Genomic DNA, 18,985 nt, shown 5'->3' on the forward strand with positions numbered 1-18,985 from the left:
GGCGGCCCTCACGACGCGTGCAGCCGCAGCCCGCGCGGCGTCGTCACGAACCCGGCACCGGTCAGCGCGGTCGCGGCCGGGGTCGCGAGGACGTCCGCCGAGAGCACCTCGGCACCGTCGATGCGCCCGACGGTGAGCCGGCCCGCGCGGCGCTCGCGCACGGCGTGCACCAGCGCGTCGGCCGCCGCGCCGAGCGTCACGCGGTCGTCGCTGAACGTCAGCAGCGTCCGCCCGCCCCGTTCGAGGTACAGCGCGAGGCCGCCGTCGACGAGCACGACGAGGGCGCCGGCCTTGCGTCCCGGTCGGTGCCGCGTGCCGTCACGTCCCGCGGGAGCGTCGGGCCACGCGAGCGCCGCACCGTAAGGGTTCGCGGGGTCGGTCGCGGCCAGGACGACGACCCACGGCTGGTCGCCGGCGCGCCGGTCGGCGTCTGGCACCCCGGGCGACCACGCGCCCGGCCCGGCGGGCGCCCCCAGGCGGGCGGCGGCACGTCCTGCCACGGCAGGCCCGGACCCAGGGGAGCGGTGTCGAGCCGGTCGGCCGCGCGCTCGCGTGCGCGGTCGACCACCTCGGCGTCCGCCCGCAGCCGGTCGACGGCGCCCGGCAGCGCGAACTGCGACCCCCCGAGGCGTTCGACGAAGTAGCCGCGGCGCACCTGGCCGGACTGCTCGAGCGCGCTGAGCACGCGGTACACGTCGCCGAACCGCCCGGAGACGCCCTCGGCGGGGGCCACCGCCCGCGTGAGGACGCCGTGCCGGTCCAGCAGCTGCGCCGCCAGCGCGTGCGCCCGGACGGTCGGGTCGGGCTCGCGTGCCGGGAGCAGGGACCAGCGTCCGGCGCCCGCGCCGGACGTCGAGCCGCCGACGCGCCCGCCGTCGTCACGTGCCGTCGGCACACCCAGCCGGACCCCGGCCCGCAGCCCGAGTCGCGGTCGCAGCGGGCGCCCGCGCGCGGGGGCGGCCTGCGTGCGGTGCGCGGTCGGGCCGCCCGCGAGCCACGCGCGCAGCGGGCCGAGGCCGTCGTTCGTCACCCGGCCTGCCCACACGAGGTCCCACAGGGCCTCGAGCACGGCCGTCGTGCCCGGCGCGGGGTCGTCGTCGAGCCGGACGGCGGCGACCCGCTCGACGAGCGGACCGAGGAACCACGCGCCGCCGCCCTCGAGCGCCGCGAGCACGGCCCGGTGCACCGGGCCGCTCGCGGGCGCGTCGGTCGCGTCGAGGTCCGGCACGGGGGCGAGCGTGAGGTCCGCGACCGCGACCGGGTGCAGCGACACCATGCCGTCGTGGCCCGCGAGGGGCGAGTGGCCCGCCCACAGCACCTCACCGGCCGAGGTCAGCTCGTCCAGCATCGCGGGGGAGTAGTCCGGCACCCGCGCGGGCAGCACGTGCGTCTCGAGCGCCGACGCCGGCACGGCGAAGCCCGCGAGCTGCTCGACCGCGCGGGCCACCGCGTCCACGCCGCGCAGGCCCGAGGGTCGTCGCCCGACCGCGTGCACGCCCTGCCAGCGCGGCAGGAAGACGCCCAGCGCGCGCGGGTCGACCGGCTCGACCTGGGACCGCAGCGCCGCGAGCGAGCGCTGCCGCAGGCGGCGCAGCACGTCGGCGTCGCAGAACTCGTCGCCCGTGCCGCCCAGCACGTCGGGGCGCAGCCGCCCCTGCACGAGCACGCCGGACGCCTCGAGGCGGCGCAGCACCTCGCCGACCACGGCCACGCCGAGCCCGAACCGCGCGGCCGCCTGCGCCGCGGGGAACGGGCCGTGCGTGCGCGCGTGCCGGCGCAGCAGGTCCGCGAGCGGGTCGGGCAGGACCTCGGTGAACACCTCGGGCACCCCGACGGGCAGCGCGACGCCCAGCGCGTCGCGCAGCCGACCGGCGTCCTCGACAGCCGCCCACTGCTCGGCGCGCTCGGGCACGACGCCGCCGAGCCGCACACGGATCGCCCGGCGGGCCGCCGCGAGCTCGTCGAGCCAGTCGGGGACGAGGTCGCGCACGTCGGCGCGTGTGCGTGCCTGCACGTCGACGACCGGCAGCGGGCCGTGGCGGCGCAGCACGTCGGCGACCTGCTCGAGCGTCCCCGCCTGCCGGTCGGGCGCCGTGCCCGCGAGCTCGGCCTCGGTGCGCTCGACGGCCTCGGGGTCCAGCAGGTCCGCGAGCTGCGACTCGCCGCCCGAGCCCAGCAGCTCGGCCAGCAGGGTCGGGTCGAGCGTGAGCGCGGCCGCGCGTCGCTCCGCGAGCGGCGCGTCGCCCTCGTACAGGAACTGCGCGGTGTAGCCGAAGAGCAGCGACTGCGCGAACGGCGACGGGTGCGTCGTCGTGACCTCGACGACGCGCACCCTCCCCGAGCCGACGTCCCGCATGAGCTCGATCAGCGCGTCGGTGTCGAAGTCGTCCTGCAGGCACTCGCGCACCGCCTCGAGCAGGATCGGGAAGTCGGGGTAGCGCGCCGCGACCTCGAGCAGCTGCGCGGCGCGCTGCCGCTGCTGCCACAGCGGCTGGCGCCGGTCGGGGCGCCGTCGGGGCAGCAGCAGCGCACGGCCGGCCGCCTCGCGGAACCGCGCCGCGAACATCGCCGACGCGCCCAGCTCGTCGCGCACCGACGCGAGCACCTCGTCGGGGTCGAGCAGCAGGTCGTCGAGCGTGAGGCGCGGCCCGGCGTCGGTGCCGCCGTCGGCGACCCACGCGGTGTCCGCGGCGCCGTCGAGCACGTCGGGCAGGCGCAGCACGATGCCGTCGTCGGCGTGCATGGCGGCCGCGTCGACGCCGTACCGCTCGCGCAGGCGCGCCGCGAGCACGAGGGCCCACGGCGCGTGCACGCGCGCGCCGTACGGCGAGTGCAGCACGACGCGCCAGTCGCCCAGCTCGTCACGGAAGCGCTCGACGACGACCACGGTGTCGCTCGGGACCTGCCCCGTCGCCTCCTGCTGCTCGCGCAGGTAGGCGAGCAGGTTGTCCGCCGCCCACGCGTCGAGCCCCGCCGCCTCGACGCGCTCGCGCGCCGCGTCGTCGCCGAGCGCCGCGACCTCGCGGACCCACCCGCCCACCGCGCGCCCCAGCTCGGCGGGCCGTCCCGGGGCGTCGCCCTTCCAGAACGGCAGGCGCCCCGGGATCCCGGGGGCGGGCGTGACGAGCACGCGGTCGGGCGTGATGTCCTCGATGCGCCACGTGCTCGACCCCAGCGTGAACGTGTCGCCGACGCGCGACTCGTAGACCATCTCCTCGTCGAGCTCGCCGACCCGCTTGCCGCCGCGCACGCGGCCGCCCGAGCGCTCGGCGTCGGCCGGCACGTCGCTGGTCTCGCCGCCGCCCGCGAGGAACACCCCGAACAGGCCCCGGTCGGGGATCGTGCCGCCGCTCGTCACCGCGAGCCGCAACGCGCCCGGGCGGCCCGAGAGCACGTCGGCGACGCGGTCCCACACGATGCGCGGGCGCAGCTCCGCGAAGTCCTCCGACGGGTAGCGGCCCGCGAGCATGTCGAGCACGGCCCGCAGCGTCGCCTCGCCGAGCGTCGCGAACGGCGCCGCGCGCCGCACGACGCGCGCGAGGTCGTCGAGCGGCCAGTCGTCCACCGCGACCATCGCGACCACCTGCTGCGCGAGGACGTCGAGCGGGTTGGCCGGCACGGCCAGCGCCTCGAGCTCACCGGTGCGCATGCGCTGCGCGGTCACGGCCGCCGGCACGAGCTCGCCGCGGTACGTCGGGAAGACGACGCCCCGGGACACGGCCCCGACCTGGTGGCCCGCGCGCCCGACGCGCTGCAGGCCGCTCGCGACCGACGGCGGCGCGCCGACCTGCACGACGAGGTCGAGCGCGCCCATGTCGATGCCGAGCTCGAGCGAGCTGGTCGCGACGACCGCGGGCAGCCGTCCCGCCTTGAGCTCGGACTCGGTGCGGGTGCGTTCGGCGCGGCTCATCGAGCCGTGGTGCGCGCGCGCGACGATCGTCGCGGCGTCGCGCGTGTCGACGCCCGCCGACGTGCCGGACTGCCCGGGTGCCGCGGCCGGCTGCGCGGCGCCGGGGTCGGGCACGTCCACGCCGTGGCGCTCCGCCCAGACCTCGTTGATGCGCGCGGTGAGCCGCTCGGCGCCGCGCCGCGAGTTGGTGAACACGAGGGTCGAGCGGTGCGCCGCGACGAGGTCGACGACGCGCTCCTCGACGTGGGGCCAGATCGACGCGCGCGGCGGCCCGTCGTCGACCGCCACGGGCGCGGCCCCCGGTGCGGGCGCGCCGAACCCCGCGAGGTCGGGGTCGATCCCCGGGCCGCCGTAGCGGTTCATCGACCCCGGTGCGGTGCCCGCGGCACCGGGGCGCGCGGCGGACGCCAGGTCGCCCAGGTCGGGCACGGGCACGACGACGTCGACCTCGATGACCTTCTGCGACGGAGGCTGCACGACGACGACCTCGCGACCGCCCTCGTCGCGCGGTCGCGCGCCGCCGAGGAACGCCGCGACCGCGTCGACCGGTCGCACGGTGGCCGACAGCCCGACGCGCTGCACGGGGCCCGGCCCGCCCTCGCGCTCGAGCAGCGCGTCGAGCCGTTCGAGGCTCACGGCCAGGTGCGCGCCGCGCTTGGTGCCCGCGACCGCGTGGATCTCGTCGACGATCACGGTGCGCACCCCCGCGAGTCCCGCCCGCGCGCCCGACGTGAGCACCAGGTACAGCGACTCGGGGGTCGTGATGAGCACGTCGGGGGGTGACGTGGCGAACGCGCGCCGCTCGTTCGGCGGCGTGTCGCCGGTGCGGATGCCGACCGTGACGTCGGGCAGCGTGCGCCCGAGCCGGGTCGCCGCCTGCCGGATCCCCACGAGCGGCGAGCGCAGGTTGCGCTCGACGTCGGTCGCGAGCGCCTTGAGCGGCGAGACGTACACGACGCGGCACCGCGCACCGGGCTCGGCGGGCGGCTCGCCCGTCAGCAGGCCGTCGAGCGCCCACAGGAACGCCGCGAGGGTCTTGCCCGACCCGGTGGGGGCCACGACCAGCGCGTGGTCGCCGCCCGACACCGCCTCCCACGCTCCCGCCTGCGCGGCCGTGGGCGCGGCGAACGCGCCCGTGAACCACGCACGGGTCGGCTCCGAGAATCGGTCGAGCACCACCGGGCCATTGTGTCGGTCGGCACCGACACGCGCGGCCCGGCGCGACGGTGGCAGGCTGGGGGCGTGAGGTACCGCGAGCTGACCGACCTGGTGGACGACGTGCTGGGCCCCGTCCAGGGCCGGCTGCTGCTCGACGAGCTCGTGCTCGGCGAGCTCGGCGGCCGCACGGGCGCCGTCGCGCTCGCGGACGGCGAGGACCCGCGCGCCGTGTGGCACGCGCTGTGCGACGAGCTGGGCATCCCGGACGCCCGACGCTGGGGGAGCGACCCGCACCGGCAGGCGCCGCCGCGCCGCGCGGACCGCTGAGGGCCGTGGCCCCCGACCCGCGCCCGTCCGTGGGGGACGACCGCCGCCGGCGGCTGCTGCCGCGCGCGGTGGACGTGGGCGACGCGCTGTTCTCGCTCGTCGTCACCGCGCTCGGGCTGGGCGTGGCCATCACCGTGGTCGACGGCGTGGGCGCGACGACCCCGTGGGGCGTGCTGCTGGCGGCGCTCGCGGTCGGCGTGGGCGACCTCGTGCTGCGCGCGCCCCTGCGGCTGCTCGCGTCGGTCGCGGGCGCGGGCGGGGCGCTCGTGGCGGGGCTCGCGGCGCAGGTGCTCGTGCTGTGGGCGGCGCTGAGCGTCGCGTCGGGCGTCGAGGTCACGTCGGGCTGGGCGGTGCTGTGGGTGCTCGTGCTCACGTCGGTGGTGATGGCGGCCGGGCGCTGGCTCTGGGGGTCGAGCGACAACGAGTACGTGGTCGCGGACGTCGTGCGGCGCGCGCAGCGGTCCGCGGGCGCGCGCGACCACGACGCGGGGGACCGGCCGCGCGGCATGCTCGTGGTGCAGCTCGACGGCGTGAGCGCGCCGGTGCTCGACCAGGCCGTCGAGGCCGGGCTCGTCCCCACGATGCAGCGGTGGGTCGAGGAGGGCACGCACCGCCTCGCGACCTGGTGGGCGACCGTGCCGTCGACGACGCCCGCCGCGCAGGCCGGTCTGCTGCACGGCGCGGCCGACCAGATCCCCGCGTTCCGCTGGTGGGACCGCGGTCTGGGCCGGCTCGTCGTCACCAACCACCCCGACGACGCGGCCGTCGTCGAGGAGCGGCTGTCCGACGGCGCGGGCCTGCTGGCCGGCGGCGGCACGGCGGTCGCGACGATGTTCTCGGGCGACGCCGCGGCGTCCTACCTCGTGATGAGCCGGGGGCGCCGGCACGGCCTGGGTCCGGGGCCGGGCTACGTGCGGTTCTTCGCCCGGCCGTTCGTGCTCGCGCGCGCCGTCACGGTCACGGTCGGCGAGGTCGTCAAGGAGCTCTACCAGGCGCGCCGCCAGACCGTGCACGACGTGCGTCCGCGCGTGCCCCGCGGCGGGTGGTACGTGCTGCTGCGCGCCGTGACCAACGTGCTGCTGCGCGACCTCGCGACCTCGCTGGTCGCGGACGCGCTCGTGCGGGGCGTGCCGACCGTGTTCGTCGACCTCGTCGACTACGACGAGGTCGCGCACCACGCGGGGCCGACGCGGCCCGAGTCGCTGCGCTCGCTGGAGGGTCTCGACCAGGTGCTGCGGATCCTCGAGCAGGTCGCGCGCGTCGCGCCGCGCGAGTACGACCTCGTGGTGCTCTCGGACCACGGTCAGACGCTCGGGGCGACGTTCGAGCAGGTCGAGGGCCGCTCGCTGCTGGACACCGTGCGCGCCCTCATGGCCGAGCCGGCTGCCGAGGGCGGGGTCGAGCGCGTCGAGGGCGTCGAGAGCGCGGACGGCGAGGACTGGGGGCCGGTGAACTCCCTGCTCACGAGCGTGCTGGGACGCCCCGGCGACCCCGTCGTGCTTGGCCCGGACGCCGGGTCCGACCGACGCCGCGGGCGGGTGCGCCGCGACGAGGGCGTGCCGCGCGTGCGCGAGCACGGTCGCGCCGCACGCGGGGCCGGCTCCGACGTGCCGGACGTCGTGGTGGTCGGGTCGGGCAACCTGGGCCTCGTGTGGTTCCCGGACGCGCCCGGGCGACTGACGCTCGAGGACGTGCACGAGCGCTGGCCCGGGCTCGTGCCGGGGCTCGCGGCGCGTCCCGCGGTGGGCGTGGTCGTGGTCGACTCGCGCACGCGCGGGCTCGTGGCGGTCGGCCGCTCGGGGCTGCGGCTGCTCGAGGTCGAGGGGGACGTGGTCGAGGGGGACGACCCGCTCGCGGCGTACCCCTCGCGTGCCCGCGCCGACCTCGCGCGCGCCGCGCGCCTGCCGCACACGGGCGACCTGCTGGTCGTGTCGGCGGTCGGCCCGCGCGACCAGGTGCACGCGTTCGAGGGGCAGGTGGGCTCGCACGGCGGACTGGGCGGTCCGCAGAACCTCGCGTTCCTGCTGCACCCGGCGGAGCTCGCGGTGGACGACGCGCGCTGCGAGGACGTCGACGGCCGCCGCGTGCTCGTGGGCCCGGACGCGGTGCACGCGCAGCTCGTGGAGTGGCTCGTCGAGCGGGGGGTGCGCGCCGCGCCGCTCGCGCGCACGACCCCGGAGCCCGAGGAGGGCGCGTCGTGAGCGTGCGGGTCCGCTGGCTCGGTCACGCGACGACCGTGCTCGACGTGGCCGGGGTGCGGGTCGTGACCGACCCGCTGCTGCGGCGGCACGCCGGCGTGCTGCGCCGCCGCGGCGGCCGCGCGCCGCGGACGTCGGACTGGCGCGGCGCGGACGTCGCGCTCGTGTCGCACCTGCACCACGACCACGCCGAGGTCGGCTCGTTGCGGCTGCTCGGCCCGGTGCCCGTGCTCGCCGCGCCGACGAGCGCGCACTGGCTCGCGGCGCACGGCCTGCACGGCGTCGGGCTCGCCGACGACGAGTGGTGGCGGTGGCCGGGCACGGACGTGCGGGTGCGGACGGTCCCCGCGGAGCACGGGCACCGGCCGATGCCGCACCGCCCGAACGCGGCGACGGGGTTCGTCGTCCGCGGCGACGGGACGACGGTGTGGTTCGCGGGGGACACCGGCCCGTTCCCGGGGCTCGCGCGCGTCCCGGAGCTGGCCGGTGCGCCGGTCGACGTCGCGCTCGTGCCGGTCGGCGGGTGGGGGCCGCGGCTGTCCGGCGGGCACCTCGACCCGCTCGAGGCCGCGCGCGTGTGCGCGTCGGTCGGCGCTCGCGTCGCCGTCCCGGTGCACTGGGGCACGTTGCACGCGCCCGCGTCGCGGCGTCTGCCGCCGGGGTGGATGGACCGTGCGGGGCGCGCGTTCGAGGCCGCCGCGCGGCGCGTCGCGCCGGACGTGGAGGTGCGGGTGCTCGAGCCGGGCGACGTCACCGAGGTCCGCGCGGCGCCGTGACGGCGGGTCGTCGCCGGCGCGGGCGCGGGTGCGCGGCGCGACACGCCGGCACGCGTGCGCGCATCGAACACGTGTTCGGGTAGCGTGGGGTGCGGTGACACGGTCGAACCGACCACAGCCCCGCCCCCCGGCAGCGCCGGACGCGGGCGTGCGGCGGTCCGGCCGGGATGTCGGTGGTCGGGCATAGCGTCACGCAGGACGAGACCAGTTCCCGCAGGAGCAGCGCGACGCTGCACGAGACGACGAGGTAGCACCATGGCCGCACCTGACCGCGCGAAGGCCCTCGAGGCCGCACTCAGCCAGATCGACCGCCAGTTCGGCAAGGGGTCGGTCATGCGCCTCGGCGACGACGGCCGCGCCCCCGTCGAGGTCATCCCCACGGGGTCGATCGCGCTGGACGTCGCGCTCGGCATCGGTGGTCTGCCCCGCGGGCGCATCATCGAGGTCTACGGCCCCGAGTCCTCCGGCAAGACGACGGTCGCGCTGCACGCCGTCGCCAACGCGCAGAAGGCCGGCGGCATCGCGGCGTTCATCGACGCCGAGCACGCGCTCGACCCCGAGTACGCCAAGAAGCTGGGCGTCGACACCGACGCGCTGCTGGTCGCGCAGCCCGACAACGGCGAGCAGGCGCTCGAGATCATGGACACGCTGATCCGGTCCGGCGCCATCGACATCATCGTCATCGACTCGGTCGCCGCGCTCGTGCCCAAGGCCGAGATCGAGGGCGAGATGGGCGACTCGCACGTCGGCCTCCAGGCGCGCCTCATGTCGCAGGCCCTGCGCAAGATCACCGGTGCGCTCAACGCGTCGGGCACCACCGCGATCTTCATCAACCAGCTGCGCGAGAAGATCGGCGTCTTCTTCGGCAGCCCCGAGACGACGACCGGTGGCAAGGCGCTCAAGTTCTACGCCTCGGTCCGCATGGACATCCGTCGCATCGAGACCCTGAAGGAGGGCACCGACGCGGTCGGCAACCGCACGCGCGTCAAGGTCGTCAAGAACAAGATGGCCCCGCCCTTCAAGCAGGCCGAGTTCGACATCCTCTACGGCGTCGGGATCTCGCGCGAGGGGTCGCTCATCGACCTCGGCGTCGAGCACGGCTTCATCCGCAAGTCGGGTGCCTGGTTCACCTACGAGGGCGACCAGCTGGGCCAGGGCAAGGAGAACGCGCGCAAGTTCCTGCGCGACAACCCCGATCTCGCCAACGAGCTCGACAAGAAGATCAAGGAGAAGCTCGGCATCGGTGCCGTGGTCGACGCGCCCGCCGACGCCCCGGTCCCGGTCGACTTCTGATCGTGGGAGACCTCACCGGCCGGCCCGCGGCACGTCGCCGCGGCCGGCCGGCCGTCGAGCCGCCCGAGGTCGGCGCGGCCGCGCAGGACGCCGAGCCCGACCCCGAGTCGGTGGCGCGCGCGATCGTGCTGCGCCGGCTCACCGGGGCGGCGCAGTCACGCGCCCAGCTCGCCGACGCGCTCGCGCGCCGCGACGTCCCGGAGGGCGTCGCGACGCGCGTGCTCGACCGCTTCACCGAGGTCGGGCTGATCGACGACCAGGAGTACGCGCACATGCTCGTGCGCTCACGCCACGCCGAACGCGGGCTGTCGCGGCGCGCGCTGGCCGTCGAGCTGCGCCGCAAGGGCATCGACGACGAGACCGCCGCCGTCGCGCTCGAGGGCGTCGACGACGAGGACGAGGAGCACGCCGCGCGCGAGCTCGTGCGGCGCCGCCTGCGCACCACCGCGGCGCTCGAGCGCGACGTGCGCGTACGGCGCGTCTACGGAGCGCTCGCGCGCAAGGGCTACCCCGGTGGGCTCGTGTCACGACTCGTGCGCGAGGAGCTCGCAGCCGAGGGCTCCGACGACGAGGACGCCCCGGACGACGGCACGCTGTAACCACAGCCTTCGGGTCCGCAGGGTCGCGCGTCGTGCCCCGCACCACGCGCCACCGTGCCGCCGCCGCGCCGCCACCTGGTCAGCGGCGGGCCCGTCGCCCGGCACAATGAAGGTCACGGGTGCTGCCGCGGCTCCCGACGTCGGGAGGACCACGTGGACCAGAGCACGATCGCGACGGTCGTCGGGCTGCTCGGTGCGTGCCTCGTCGCGCTGCTGCTCGTCCTGGTCGCGCGCCGCGAGGCCGACCTGCAGCGACGCCGGGCCTCGCAGGACGTCGAGCGCATCCGCGAGGACGCGCGCGCGATGCTCGCCGACGCCGAACGGCGCGAACGGCGCGTCGTCGAGCGCGAGCAGGAGGTCGCCGCGCAGCGCGCCGAGATCGCCGAGCTCGAGCGCCGCACCCGCGCCGAGGCGGAGGCCGTCGCCGCCGCCGAGCGCAGCGCGGCCCGCGCGCTCGACCGTGCCGAGCACGTCGCCGCCCGCACGCTCGCCGACGCCGACCGCTCCGCCAACGAACGCCTCGCCGACGCCCGCGCGCAGGCGCGCGCCGAGCTCGAGTCGGTCACCGGACTCACGCAGGACGAGGCGCTCGCGGAGCTCACGCGCCGCATCGCCGACCAGGCCGCCAACGACGCCGCCGCCCGCGTGCGTCGCGCCGAGGCGCAGGCGCGTCGCACCGCCGACGCCCGCGCCCGCCGGATCGTCGCGACCGCCGTGCAGCGTCTCGCCGTGCCGAGCAGCGCGCAGCACGCGCTGACCGTGCTGCCGCTGCCGTCCGACGAGATGAAGGGCCGGATCATCGGCAAGGAAGGGCGCAACATCCGGCACTTCGAGGCACTCACCGGCGTCAACGTCCTCGTCGACGAGACGCCCGGCAGCGTGGTGCTGTCGTGCTTCGACGCCGACCGCCGCGAGCTCGCCCAGGTCGCTCTCGAGGCGCTCATGGCCGACGGCCGGATCCACCCGCAGCGCATCGAGGCCGCGTACGCCGACGCCCAGGCCGGCGCGCAGGAGCGGCACGACGCGGCGGGTCACGACGCCGCCGAGCGCGCCGGCGTGACGGGTCTGCACCCCGAGCTCGTCCGCACCATGGGACGGCTGCGCCTGCGGTCGTCGTACGGCCAGAACGTCCTCGAGCACCTCGTGGAGTGCGCCCAGGTCGCCGCCGCCACGGCCGCCGAGATCGGCGCCGACGTCGAGGTGGCGCGGCGCGGCGCGTTCCTGCACGACCTCGGCAAGGCCCTCACCGCCGAGGTGCCGGGCACCCACGCCGCCGTCGGCGCGGACCTCGCGCGCCGGCACGGCGAGAGCGAAGCCGTCGTCAACGCGATCGCCGCGCACCACGACGAGGTGCCGCCCGCGACCGTCGAGGCGGTCCTCGTGCAGGCGGCCGACGCCGTCTCGGCCGCGCGGACCGGTGCGCGGCGGCAGGACGTCGACCAGTACGTCGAGCGGATGGTCGAGCTCGAGGCACTCGTCACCGAGCACCAGGGGGTGCGTCGCGCGCTCGCGATGGCCGCCGGCCGCGAGGTGCGCGTCGTCGTCGAGCCCGAGGAGGTCGACGACCGGGCGCTGCCGCACCTCGCACGCGCCATCGCGCAGCACATCGAGGCCGACCTGACGTACCCGGGGGAGATCCGCGTGACCGTGGTCCGGGAGCTGCGCGCGAGCGCGACCGCGGGCTGACGCGACGCGCGCACTGTCGTGCCGCGTGCGGCACCGGCCGGCCGCGTCGCGCCGGGAGCGGTCCGGCCCCGGGTGCGCCGGTGCCCGGTCCGTACGGCTAGGTGGTCGCCGCCATCGCCGGGGCCTCGGCCTTGGCCGTGCCCGCCGTGAGCCGGCCGACGCGCGCCGCGAGGCGCTCGGCCAGCGTCGTGAGCGCGACGTTGATGACGATGAACACCAGCGCAGCGATCAGCAGGGCCTGCAGCATGTTGCCGTTGCCCGAGCCGAACCGGCGTGCCGCGTCCAGCAGCTCGGGGTACGTGATGATCGCGCCCAGCGCCGTGTCCTTGAGGATCACCACGAGCTGGCTCGCGATCGCGGGGAGCATCGCGATGAGCGCCTGCGGCACCTCGACGAGCCGCAACGACTGCGCGGGCCGCAGCCCGACCACCAGCGCGGCCTCACGCTGGCCCTTCGGCAGGTTGTGCACGCCCGAGCGCACGAGCTCGGCGAACACCGAGCCGTTGTACAGCGTGAGGGCCAGCACGACCGCGAGGAGCGGCACGTCGGGCGGGTCCACGACCCGCAGCTGCGCGATGCCGCTGTAGAAGAACACCATCATGAGCAGCACGGGCACGGCGCGGAAGAACTCGACGACCGTGCCGCTGACCCAGCGCACCACGCGCGAGCCGGACAGCCGGCCCATCCCGAACACCAGCCCGAAGACCGCGGAGCCGACGATCGCGAGCCCCGCCGCTCGCAGCGTCTGCAGCAGCCCCGGCAGCAGGTAGGCCGTCCACGTGCGGGGCTGGACGAAGGGCTCCCACATGGCGGGCGCGAGCTGGCCCTTGCGGCCCAGGAGCACGAGGGCCCAGACCGCGATCCCCGCGACCACGACCCCCGCGAGCACGTTGACGAGCAGCATCCGGCGTCGCGTGCGCGGCCCGGGGACGTCGAACAGGACGAGGTTGCTCACCGGGCCACCGCCAGCCGTCGCGAGAGGGACGTCGTCGCCAGGCCCACGGGCACGACGATGATCACGTAGCCGATCGCGAACGTGAGGAAGACCGCGAGGATCACGTCGGGCCGGAACTCGATCATCGTCTTCATGAGCCCCGACGTCTCGGCGACGGAGCCCGCCGCGGCCACCGTCGAGTTCTTGATGAGCGCGATCAGCACGTTGCCCAGCGGGGCGACGGCGCCCCGGAACGCCTGCGGCAGGATCACGAGGCGCGCGGCCGGCCAGAACCCCAGGCCGATCGCGCGCGCCGCCTCGGCCTGCCCGACCGGCACCGTGTTGACGCCCGAGCGCAGCGCCTCGCACACGAACGCCGCGTGGTAGACCGCGAGGCCCAGGACGGCGAGCCGGAAGAAGTTCGTCTGGAAGTCGCTCGAGAGCGTGATGCCGAGCTGGCCCCACAGTCCCAGCACGCAGAACACGATGATGATCGTGAGCGGCGTGTTCCGCAGCAGCGTGACGTACGTCGTGCCGGCCCACCGCAGGCTCGGCACGGGGGAGATCCGCATGACGGCCAGGACCGTGCCGATGACGAGCGCGAGCACGGCGGCGTACGCCGTGAGCTGGATGTTCACCCAGAACGCGCCGAGCACGTCGTACTGGTCAAACAGGGACACGAACTGGTCGAGGTAGCCCTCGTCCACGCGGCCTCCCGGGGTGCGGTGGGCGGTGCCGGGGCCGGCCCGCGCGACGTGCGCGCGGCCGGCCCCGGTCGACGGTCAGACGGGGGTCAGGCGCAGGCCTCGACCGTCGGCGGGTTGAGGGAGTCGTTCGGCTCGTACCCCGACGCACCGACGTTGTCGTCGAGCGCCTTCTGCCACGACCCGTCCTCGATCATCGCCTCGATCGCGCTGTTGACGTCGGCGCACACGTCGTTGTCCTTCGGCAGGCCCACGCCGTACTTCTCCTCGGAGAACGGGTTGCCGACCACCTTGACCTTGCCCTCGTTCGCCGGCAGCGACGCCAGGCCCGCGAGGATGATGTCGTCGGTGGTGACCGCGTCGACCGTGCCCGCGACCAGGGCGGTGACGCACTCGCCGTACCCGGGCTGCTCGAGCAGGTTCGTGCCCGCCGCGTACTCGTCCTTGATCCGCTGCGCCGACGTCGAGCCCGTCACCGAGCACAGGTTCTTGCCCTCGAGGTCCTCGGGGCCCGAGATCGAGTCGTCGTCCGCCGCGACCAGCAGGTCCTGCCCCGCCACGAAGTAGGGCCCCGCGAACGCGACGACCTCCTTGCGCTTGTCGGTGATCGAGTACGTCGCGAAGATCATGTCGACCTGGCCGTTCTGCAGCATCGTCTCGCGCTGCGCGGACGGCGCCTGCACCCACTCGATCTGGTCCGGCTCGTACCCGAGCTTGCCCGCGACGTACGTCGCGACGTCCACGTCGAAGCCCGTGTAGTCGCTGCCGTCCTGGTAGCCCAGGCCGGGCTGGTCGAACTTGATGCCGATGCGGATCTTCTCGCCCGAGCCGCCCCCCGCGGTCGCGCCGTCCGAGCCGCCGCTGCCGGCGCCGTCGTCGCCGCCGGAGCAGGCGCCGAGCGTGAGCGCGGCCACCGCCGTGAGCGCGAGGGCCAGTCGTCGTGCACGCATGTGTGCTTCCCCTTCGTTCGTCCTGCGTCGGTCAGGGTCGGGATGGTCGGTGAGGATGGGTCGCGGGTCGGGTCAGTGCGTGAGGATCTTCGACAGGAAGTCCTTGGCGCGCTCGCTGCGGGGCGCGGTGAAGAACGTCTCGGGGTCGGCCTCCTCGACGACCTGCCCGGCGTCCATGAACACCACGCGGTGCGCGGCCCGGCGCGCGAACCCCATCTCGTGGGTGACGACGACCATGGTCATGCCGTCGCGCGCGAGGCTCACCATGACGTCCAGCACCTCGTTGATCATCTCGGGGTCGAGCGCGGACGTCGGCTCGTCGAACAGCATCGCCTTCGGCTTCATGGCCAGGGCCCGCGCGATCGCCACGCGCTGCTGCTGACCGCCCGAGAGCTGCGCGGGCCGCTTGTGCGCCTGGTTGGCGACGCCGACGCGCTCGAGGAGCTCCATCGCGGTCGCCTTCGCCTGCGCGGGCCTGACGCCCTTGGCCTTGATCTGGCCGAGCGTGACGTTCTCGAGCACGGTCTTGTGCGCGAACAGGTTGAACGACTGGAAGACCATGCCGACGTCGGCGCGCAGCCGCGCGAGCTCGCGGCCCTCCGCGGGCAGGGGCCGGCCGTCGATCGTGATGGTGCCCGAGTCGATCGTCTCGAGCCGGTTGATCGTGCGGCACAGCGTCGACTTGCCGGAGCCCGACGGCCCGATGACGACGACCACCTCGCCCCGGTGCACGGTGAGGTTGACGTCCCGCAGGACGTGCAGCGCACCGAAGTGCTTGTCGACGTGGTCGAGGACGAGGAGCGGCTCGCCGGTCGGACGTGCGTCCACGTCCGCACGGCCCGGCTCCGCCGTGGTGCTGTCAACCATGGACCGAACCTACGGGTGAGATGTTGCGTATGCCACGTGTGGACGTCACGGTCGCGTAACAGCGGGTTCACACGAAACGTCCGTTCCGCGTCGCCCGTGCCGTCGGCGGGGCCCGTCCCGCGGGTGCGTCGAGGGCCGCCGGGCGGGTCGTACCCTGGTGGACGATGTCCACGACCCTGACCGACGCCGCAGCCGCGCCGCACGCGCCCGACGCGCCCGCGGGCGCCGACGCGCGCCCGCGGACCTACCTCGTCAAGACGCTCGGCTGCCAGATGAACGTGCACGACTCCGAGCACATGGCCGGCATGCTCGAGCAGGCCGGCTACGTGCCCGCACCGCCCGCCGAGGCGGCCGCCGAGGACGTCGACGTCATGGTCATCAACACGTGCGCCGTGCGCGAGAACGCGGCCGACAAGCTCTACGGCAACCTCGGGCGGCTCGCGGGCACCAAGCGCACGCGCCCCGGTGGCATGCAGATCGCCGTGGGCGGCTGCCTCGCGCAGAAGGACCGCGCGGGCATCGTCGAGCGCGCGCCCTGGGTCGACGTCGTCTTCGGCACGCACAACCTCGACGTGCTCCCGACGCTGCTCGAGCGCGCGCGGCACAACGCGGCGGCGCAGGTCGAGATCGCCGAGTCGCTGCAGGTGTTCCCCTCCACGCTCCCGACGCGGCGCGAGTCCGTGTACGCGGGCTGGGTGTCGATCAGCGTGGGCTGCAACAACACGTGCACGTTCTGCATCGTGCCGCACCTGCGCGGCAAGGAGCGCGACCGCCGCCCGGGCGAGATCCTCGCCGAGGTCGAGGCGCTCGTCGCGACCGGGGCCATCGAGGTCACGCTCCTGGGTCAGAACGTCAACTCGTACGGCGTCGGGTTCGGCGACCGGCACGCGTTCGGCAAGCTGCTGCGCGCCGTCGGCGCCGTCCCGGGCCTGGAGCGCGTGCGCTTCACGTCGCCGCACCCGGCCGCGTTCACGGACGACGTGATCGAGGCGATGGCGCAGACGCCGACCGTGATGCCGCAGCTGCACATGCCGCTGCAGTCGGGCTCCGACCGCGTGCTGCGCGCGATGCGGAGGTCCTACCGCTCCGACCGCTTCCTCGGGATCCTCGAGCGCGTGCGGGCCGCGATCCCGCACGCCGCCATCACGACGGACGTGATCGTGGGGTTCCCGGGGGAGACCGAGGAGGACTTCGCCGAGACCCTGCGGGTCGTCGAGGCGTCGCGGTTCTCCTCGGCGTTCACGTTCCAGTACTCGCCGCGCCCGGGCACGCCGGCCGCGGACCTGCCCGACCAGCTGCCCAAGGCGGTCGTGCAGGAGCGGTACGAGCGGCTGGTCGAGCTGCAGGAGCGCATCTCCGCCGAGGAGAACGCCGCGCAGGTCGGGCGGACGGTGGACGTGCTGGTCGCCGAGGGCGAGGGACGCAAGGACGGTGCGACGGCCCGGATCTCCGGACGCGCGGAGGACAACCGTCTGGTGCACCTCGCGCTGCCGGCGGACCTGGCGCCGCAGGACGCGCCGCGGCCGGGCGACCTCGTGACCGTCGAGGTCACGCACGGCGCGCCGCACCACCTGGTCGCCGACTCGGCGCTCGCGCCCGGCGGCACGTTCCGCGTCCGCCGCACGCGCGCCGGCGACGCGTGGCAGGCCCGTGCCGAGGGGCGCGACGAGCACGACCACGGCGGAGCGCCCTCGTGCGGGACGGGTGCGCCGGCACCGGCCGGACCCGTGGTGCTCGGCCTGCCGACGCTCGGTCGCCCCGCGCGCTGACGCGCGCCCGACGACGCTGCGCTGACGCGCGCCCGACGACGCTGCGCTGACGCGCGCCGACGACGCTGCGCTGACGCGCCCCGCCGGCGCGGCCGCGCGACCCGGGCCCTTCGGACCAGGAGCGGCCCGACGACCGGCGCTTCAATGAACGCGGCAGTGTCGCCACGTCGCAGCGTCAGTGGAGCCCGTCATGCGAGACGTCTTCCTGTTCCTCGCCCAGCAGCCCGTGCTGCTGCTCTTCGTCGTCATCGGCGTCGGGTCCGCGGTGGGCCACGTCAAGGTGCGGGGCGTCGGGCTCGGCGCGGCCGCCGTGCTGTTCCTCGCGATCGGGTCGTCCGCGTGGGCGGCGTCGTACGGCGTCGACCTCGAGATCACCGAGGCGCTCGGCACGCTCGGGCTCACGCTGTTCACGTTCTGCGTCGGCCTCGTCTCGGGCGCGACGTTCTTCTCGTCGTTGCGGCGCTCGCTCGCGCCGATCCTCGCGACCGCGGGCGTGCTCGTCGTCAGCGCGGGCGTCGCGGTCGGCGCCGGCCGGCTGCTCGGGCTGGACGCCCCCACGGTGGCGGGCGCGTGGGCGGGTGCGGTGACGAACACGCCCGCGCTCGCGGCGGCGCGCGACGCCGCGGGCGACGCGACGACGCCGACGATCGGCTACGCCGTCACCTACCTCTTCGGGGTGGTCGGGATGCTCGTCGCGGTGTCGGTCGCGCTGCGGCACCGCGAGCACGACACCGACGCGCCCCCGACGCTCGTGAGCCGCACCGTGCGCGTCGAGGCGACCCCGGGCGTGCGCGTGCGCGACCTCGAGCTCGCGCACCGCGACCGGATCAAGTTCTCGCGCGTGCGACGGGGCGAGACGTCGCCGATCCGGACGGCCGCCGACGCGGACCTGCTCGTGCTCGACGACCTCGTGACCGTGGTCGGCCCGGTGGACGACGTCGAGGCGGTGACGCGCGAGCTCGGGCACGCGTCGTCGCACCGCCTCGAGGCCGACCGGCTGTACCTCGACATGCGCCGGGTCACGGTCTCGGCGGACCACGCGGCGGGGCACACGATCGCCGAGCTCGACCTGCTGCACCGGTTCGGCGCGACCATCTCGCGCGTGCGTCGCGGCGACGTCGACGTCCTCGCCACGGACGACTTCCAGCTCCAGCTCGGCGACCGCGTGCGCGTGATCGCACCGCGCGAGCGCATGGCGGAGGTGTCGCGGTGGTTCGGCGACTCGTCGCGCGGGCTGTCGGACATCACGCCCGTGGTGCTCGGCGTCGGCATGACGCTGGGCATCCTCCTGGGTGCTGTCGCGTTCCCCGTGCCGGGCCGTGTGTTCTCGATCGGCTCGGCCGCCGGCACGCTGCTCGTCGGGCTCGTGCTCGGGCGCGTCGGCCGGATCGGGCCGGTCGTCACGGCCATGCCCTACACGGCGGCGCAGGCCGTCGCCGAGCTCGGGCTCCTGGTGTTCCTGGCGCAGGCCGGGTCACGTGCGGGCGCGCAGATCGGCGCCGCGTTCACGTCCGGCGAGTGGTTGCGGATCCTCGTGCTCGGTGCGCTCGTCACGACGACGGTCGCGGTGGGGCTCTCGCTCGTCATGCGTCGCGTCTTCCGGATCGGCGGCACGCGCCTGTCCGGGATCGTCGGCGGCACGCAGACCCAACCGGCCGTGCTCGCGTTCGCGAACGCGCGCACCGGGTACGACGCTCGCGTCGCGCTCGGCTACGCGCTCGTGTACCCGGCCGCGATGATCACCAAGATCGTGCTGGGGCAGGTGCTCGGCGGGCTGTGACGCCCCGCCGCCCGGGAGGCGCCGCGCCGGTGTG

The 18,985-nt window shown here is 75.7% G+C and carries 14 protein-coding genes; 8 read left to right on the top strand and 6 right to left on the bottom strand.

The features are described from left to right. Positions 1 to 8 precede the first annotated feature (8 nt). The gene (locus GY42_RS19740; protein WP_046528145.1) at positions 9 to 275 is read right to left on the bottom strand and encodes a hypothetical protein; all 267 of its coding nucleotides are present in this window, start codon (positions 273 to 275) and stop codon (positions 9 to 11) included. Further along, complete coding sequence (locus GY42_RS02640) at positions 218 to 5,089, bottom strand: Lhr family helicase (protein WP_236686692.1); 4,872 nt, start codon at positions 5,087 to 5,089, stop codon at positions 218 to 220. Before GY42_RS02640 ends, GY42_RS19740 begins: the two co-directional genes overlap by 58 nt. A gap of 63 nt (positions 5,090 to 5,152) precedes the next feature. On the opposite strand from GY42_RS02640, the gene GY42_RS02645 reads away from it, so the two are divergent. The 6 genes from GY42_RS02645 to rny all read left to right on the top strand — a co-directional run bounded on the left by GY42_RS02645 (position 5,153) and on the right by rny (position 11,947). Next, positions 5,153 to 5,395, top strand: coding sequence for a DUF3046 domain-containing protein (locus GY42_RS02645; RefSeq protein WP_046530458.1), 243 nt, complete (start codon positions 5,153 to 5,155; stop codon positions 5,393 to 5,395). A 5-nt stretch (positions 5,396 to 5,400) separates the two neighbouring features. Further along, on the top strand, positions 5,401 to 7,596 hold the full coding sequence (locus GY42_RS02650; protein ID WP_236686693.1) for a phage holin family protein: 2,196 nt from the start codon (positions 5,401 to 5,403) through the stop codon (positions 7,594 to 7,596). After that, complete coding sequence (locus GY42_RS02655; protein WP_046528146.1) at positions 7,593 to 8,369, top strand: MBL fold metallo-hydrolase; 777 nt, start codon at positions 7,593 to 7,595, stop codon at positions 8,367 to 8,369. Before GY42_RS02650 ends, GY42_RS02655 begins: the two co-directional genes overlap by 4 nt. Before the next feature lie 255 nt (positions 8,370 to 8,624). Further along, positions 8,625 to 9,662, top strand: a complete 1,038-nt coding sequence (recA, locus tag GY42_RS02660; protein WP_046528147.1) for a recombinase RecA — start codon at positions 8,625 to 8,627, stop codon at positions 9,660 to 9,662. A 2-nt stretch (positions 9,663 to 9,664) separates the two neighbouring features. Continuing rightward, positions 9,665 to 10,261, top strand: a complete 597-nt coding sequence (locus GY42_RS02665) for a regulatory protein RecX (RefSeq protein WP_046528148.1) — start codon at positions 9,665 to 9,667, stop codon at positions 10,259 to 10,261. A gap of 153 nt (positions 10,262 to 10,414) precedes the next feature. Continuing rightward, positions 10,415 to 11,947 (top strand): ribonuclease Y, encoded by a 1,533-nt coding sequence (gene rny / locus GY42_RS02670; protein ID WP_046528149.1) that lies wholly within the window; start codon positions 10,415 to 10,417, stop codon positions 11,945 to 11,947. A gap of 97 nt (positions 11,948 to 12,044) precedes the next feature. Here rny and GY42_RS02675 read toward each other — a convergent pair whose 3' ends face one another. The 4 genes from GY42_RS02675 to GY42_RS02690 all read right to left on the bottom strand — a co-directional run bounded on the left by GY42_RS02675 (position 12,045) and on the right by GY42_RS02690 (position 15,402). After that, positions 12,045 to 12,902, bottom strand: coding sequence for an amino acid ABC transporter permease (locus GY42_RS02675; protein WP_046528150.1), 858 nt, complete (start codon positions 12,900 to 12,902; stop codon positions 12,045 to 12,047). Further along, a complete protein-coding gene (locus tag GY42_RS02680; protein ID WP_046528151.1) occupies positions 12,899 to 13,588 on the bottom strand; it encodes an amino acid ABC transporter permease in 690 nt (229 codons plus the stop codon). The genes GY42_RS02675 and GY42_RS02680 overlap by 4 nt, the downstream gene beginning before the upstream one ends. 86 nt (positions 13,589 to 13,674) lie before the next feature. Beyond that, entirely contained in the window at positions 13,675 to 14,535 is an 861-nt protein-coding gene (locus GY42_RS02685) for a glutamate ABC transporter substrate-binding protein (protein WP_046528152.1), read from the bottom strand. 72 nt (positions 14,536 to 14,607) lie between these two features. Beyond that, a complete protein-coding gene (locus GY42_RS02690; RefSeq protein ID WP_046528153.1) occupies positions 14,608 to 15,402 on the bottom strand; it encodes an amino acid ABC transporter ATP-binding protein in 795 nt (264 codons plus the stop codon). Positions 15,403 to 15,566: 164 nt separating this feature from the next. On the opposite strand from GY42_RS02690, the gene miaB reads away from it, so the two are divergent. Next, the gene (gene miaB / locus GY42_RS02695; RefSeq protein ID WP_046528154.1) at positions 15,567 to 17,171 is read left to right on the top strand and encodes a tRNA (N6-isopentenyl adenosine(37)-C2)-methylthiotransferase MiaB; all 1,605 of its coding nucleotides are present in this window, start codon (positions 15,567 to 15,569) and stop codon (positions 17,169 to 17,171) included. A 190-nt stretch (positions 17,172 to 17,361) separates the two neighbouring features. After that, positions 17,362 to 18,951: an aspartate:alanine exchanger family transporter gene (locus tag GY42_RS02700; protein ID WP_046530460.1), complete on the top strand. Its 1,590-nt coding sequence runs from the start codon at positions 17,362 to 17,364 to the stop codon at positions 18,949 to 18,951. Positions 18,952 to 18,985: the final 34 nt, after the last annotated feature.

The organism is Cellulomonas sp. FA1 (genome assembly GCF_000986825.1).
In the GTDB taxonomy this organism is placed as follows: Bacteria; Actinomycetota; Actinomycetes; order Actinomycetales; family Cellulomonadaceae; genus Cellulomonas; species Cellulomonas iranensis.

Bases quoted from the DNA above. Each gene is read 5' to 3' on its own strand.
- recA (WP_046528147.1), top strand. From the start codon at position 8,625: ATGGCCGCACCTGACCGCGCGAAGGCCCTCGAGGCCGCACTCAGCCAG.
- GY42_RS02685 (WP_046528152.1), bottom strand. From the start codon at position 14,535: ATGCGTGCACGACGACTGGCCCTCGCGCTCACGGCGGTGGCCGCGCTC.
- GY42_RS02690 (WP_046528153.1), bottom strand. From the start codon at position 15,402: ATGGTTGACAGCACCACGGCGGAGCCGGGCCGTGCGGACGTGGACGCA.
- miaB (WP_046528154.1), top strand. From the start codon at position 15,567: ATGTCCACGACCCTGACCGACGCCGCAGCCGCGCCGCACGCGCCCGAC.
- GY42_RS02700 (WP_046530460.1), top strand. From the start codon at position 17,362: ATGCGAGACGTCTTCCTGTTCCTCGCCCAGCAGCCCGTGCTGCTGCTC.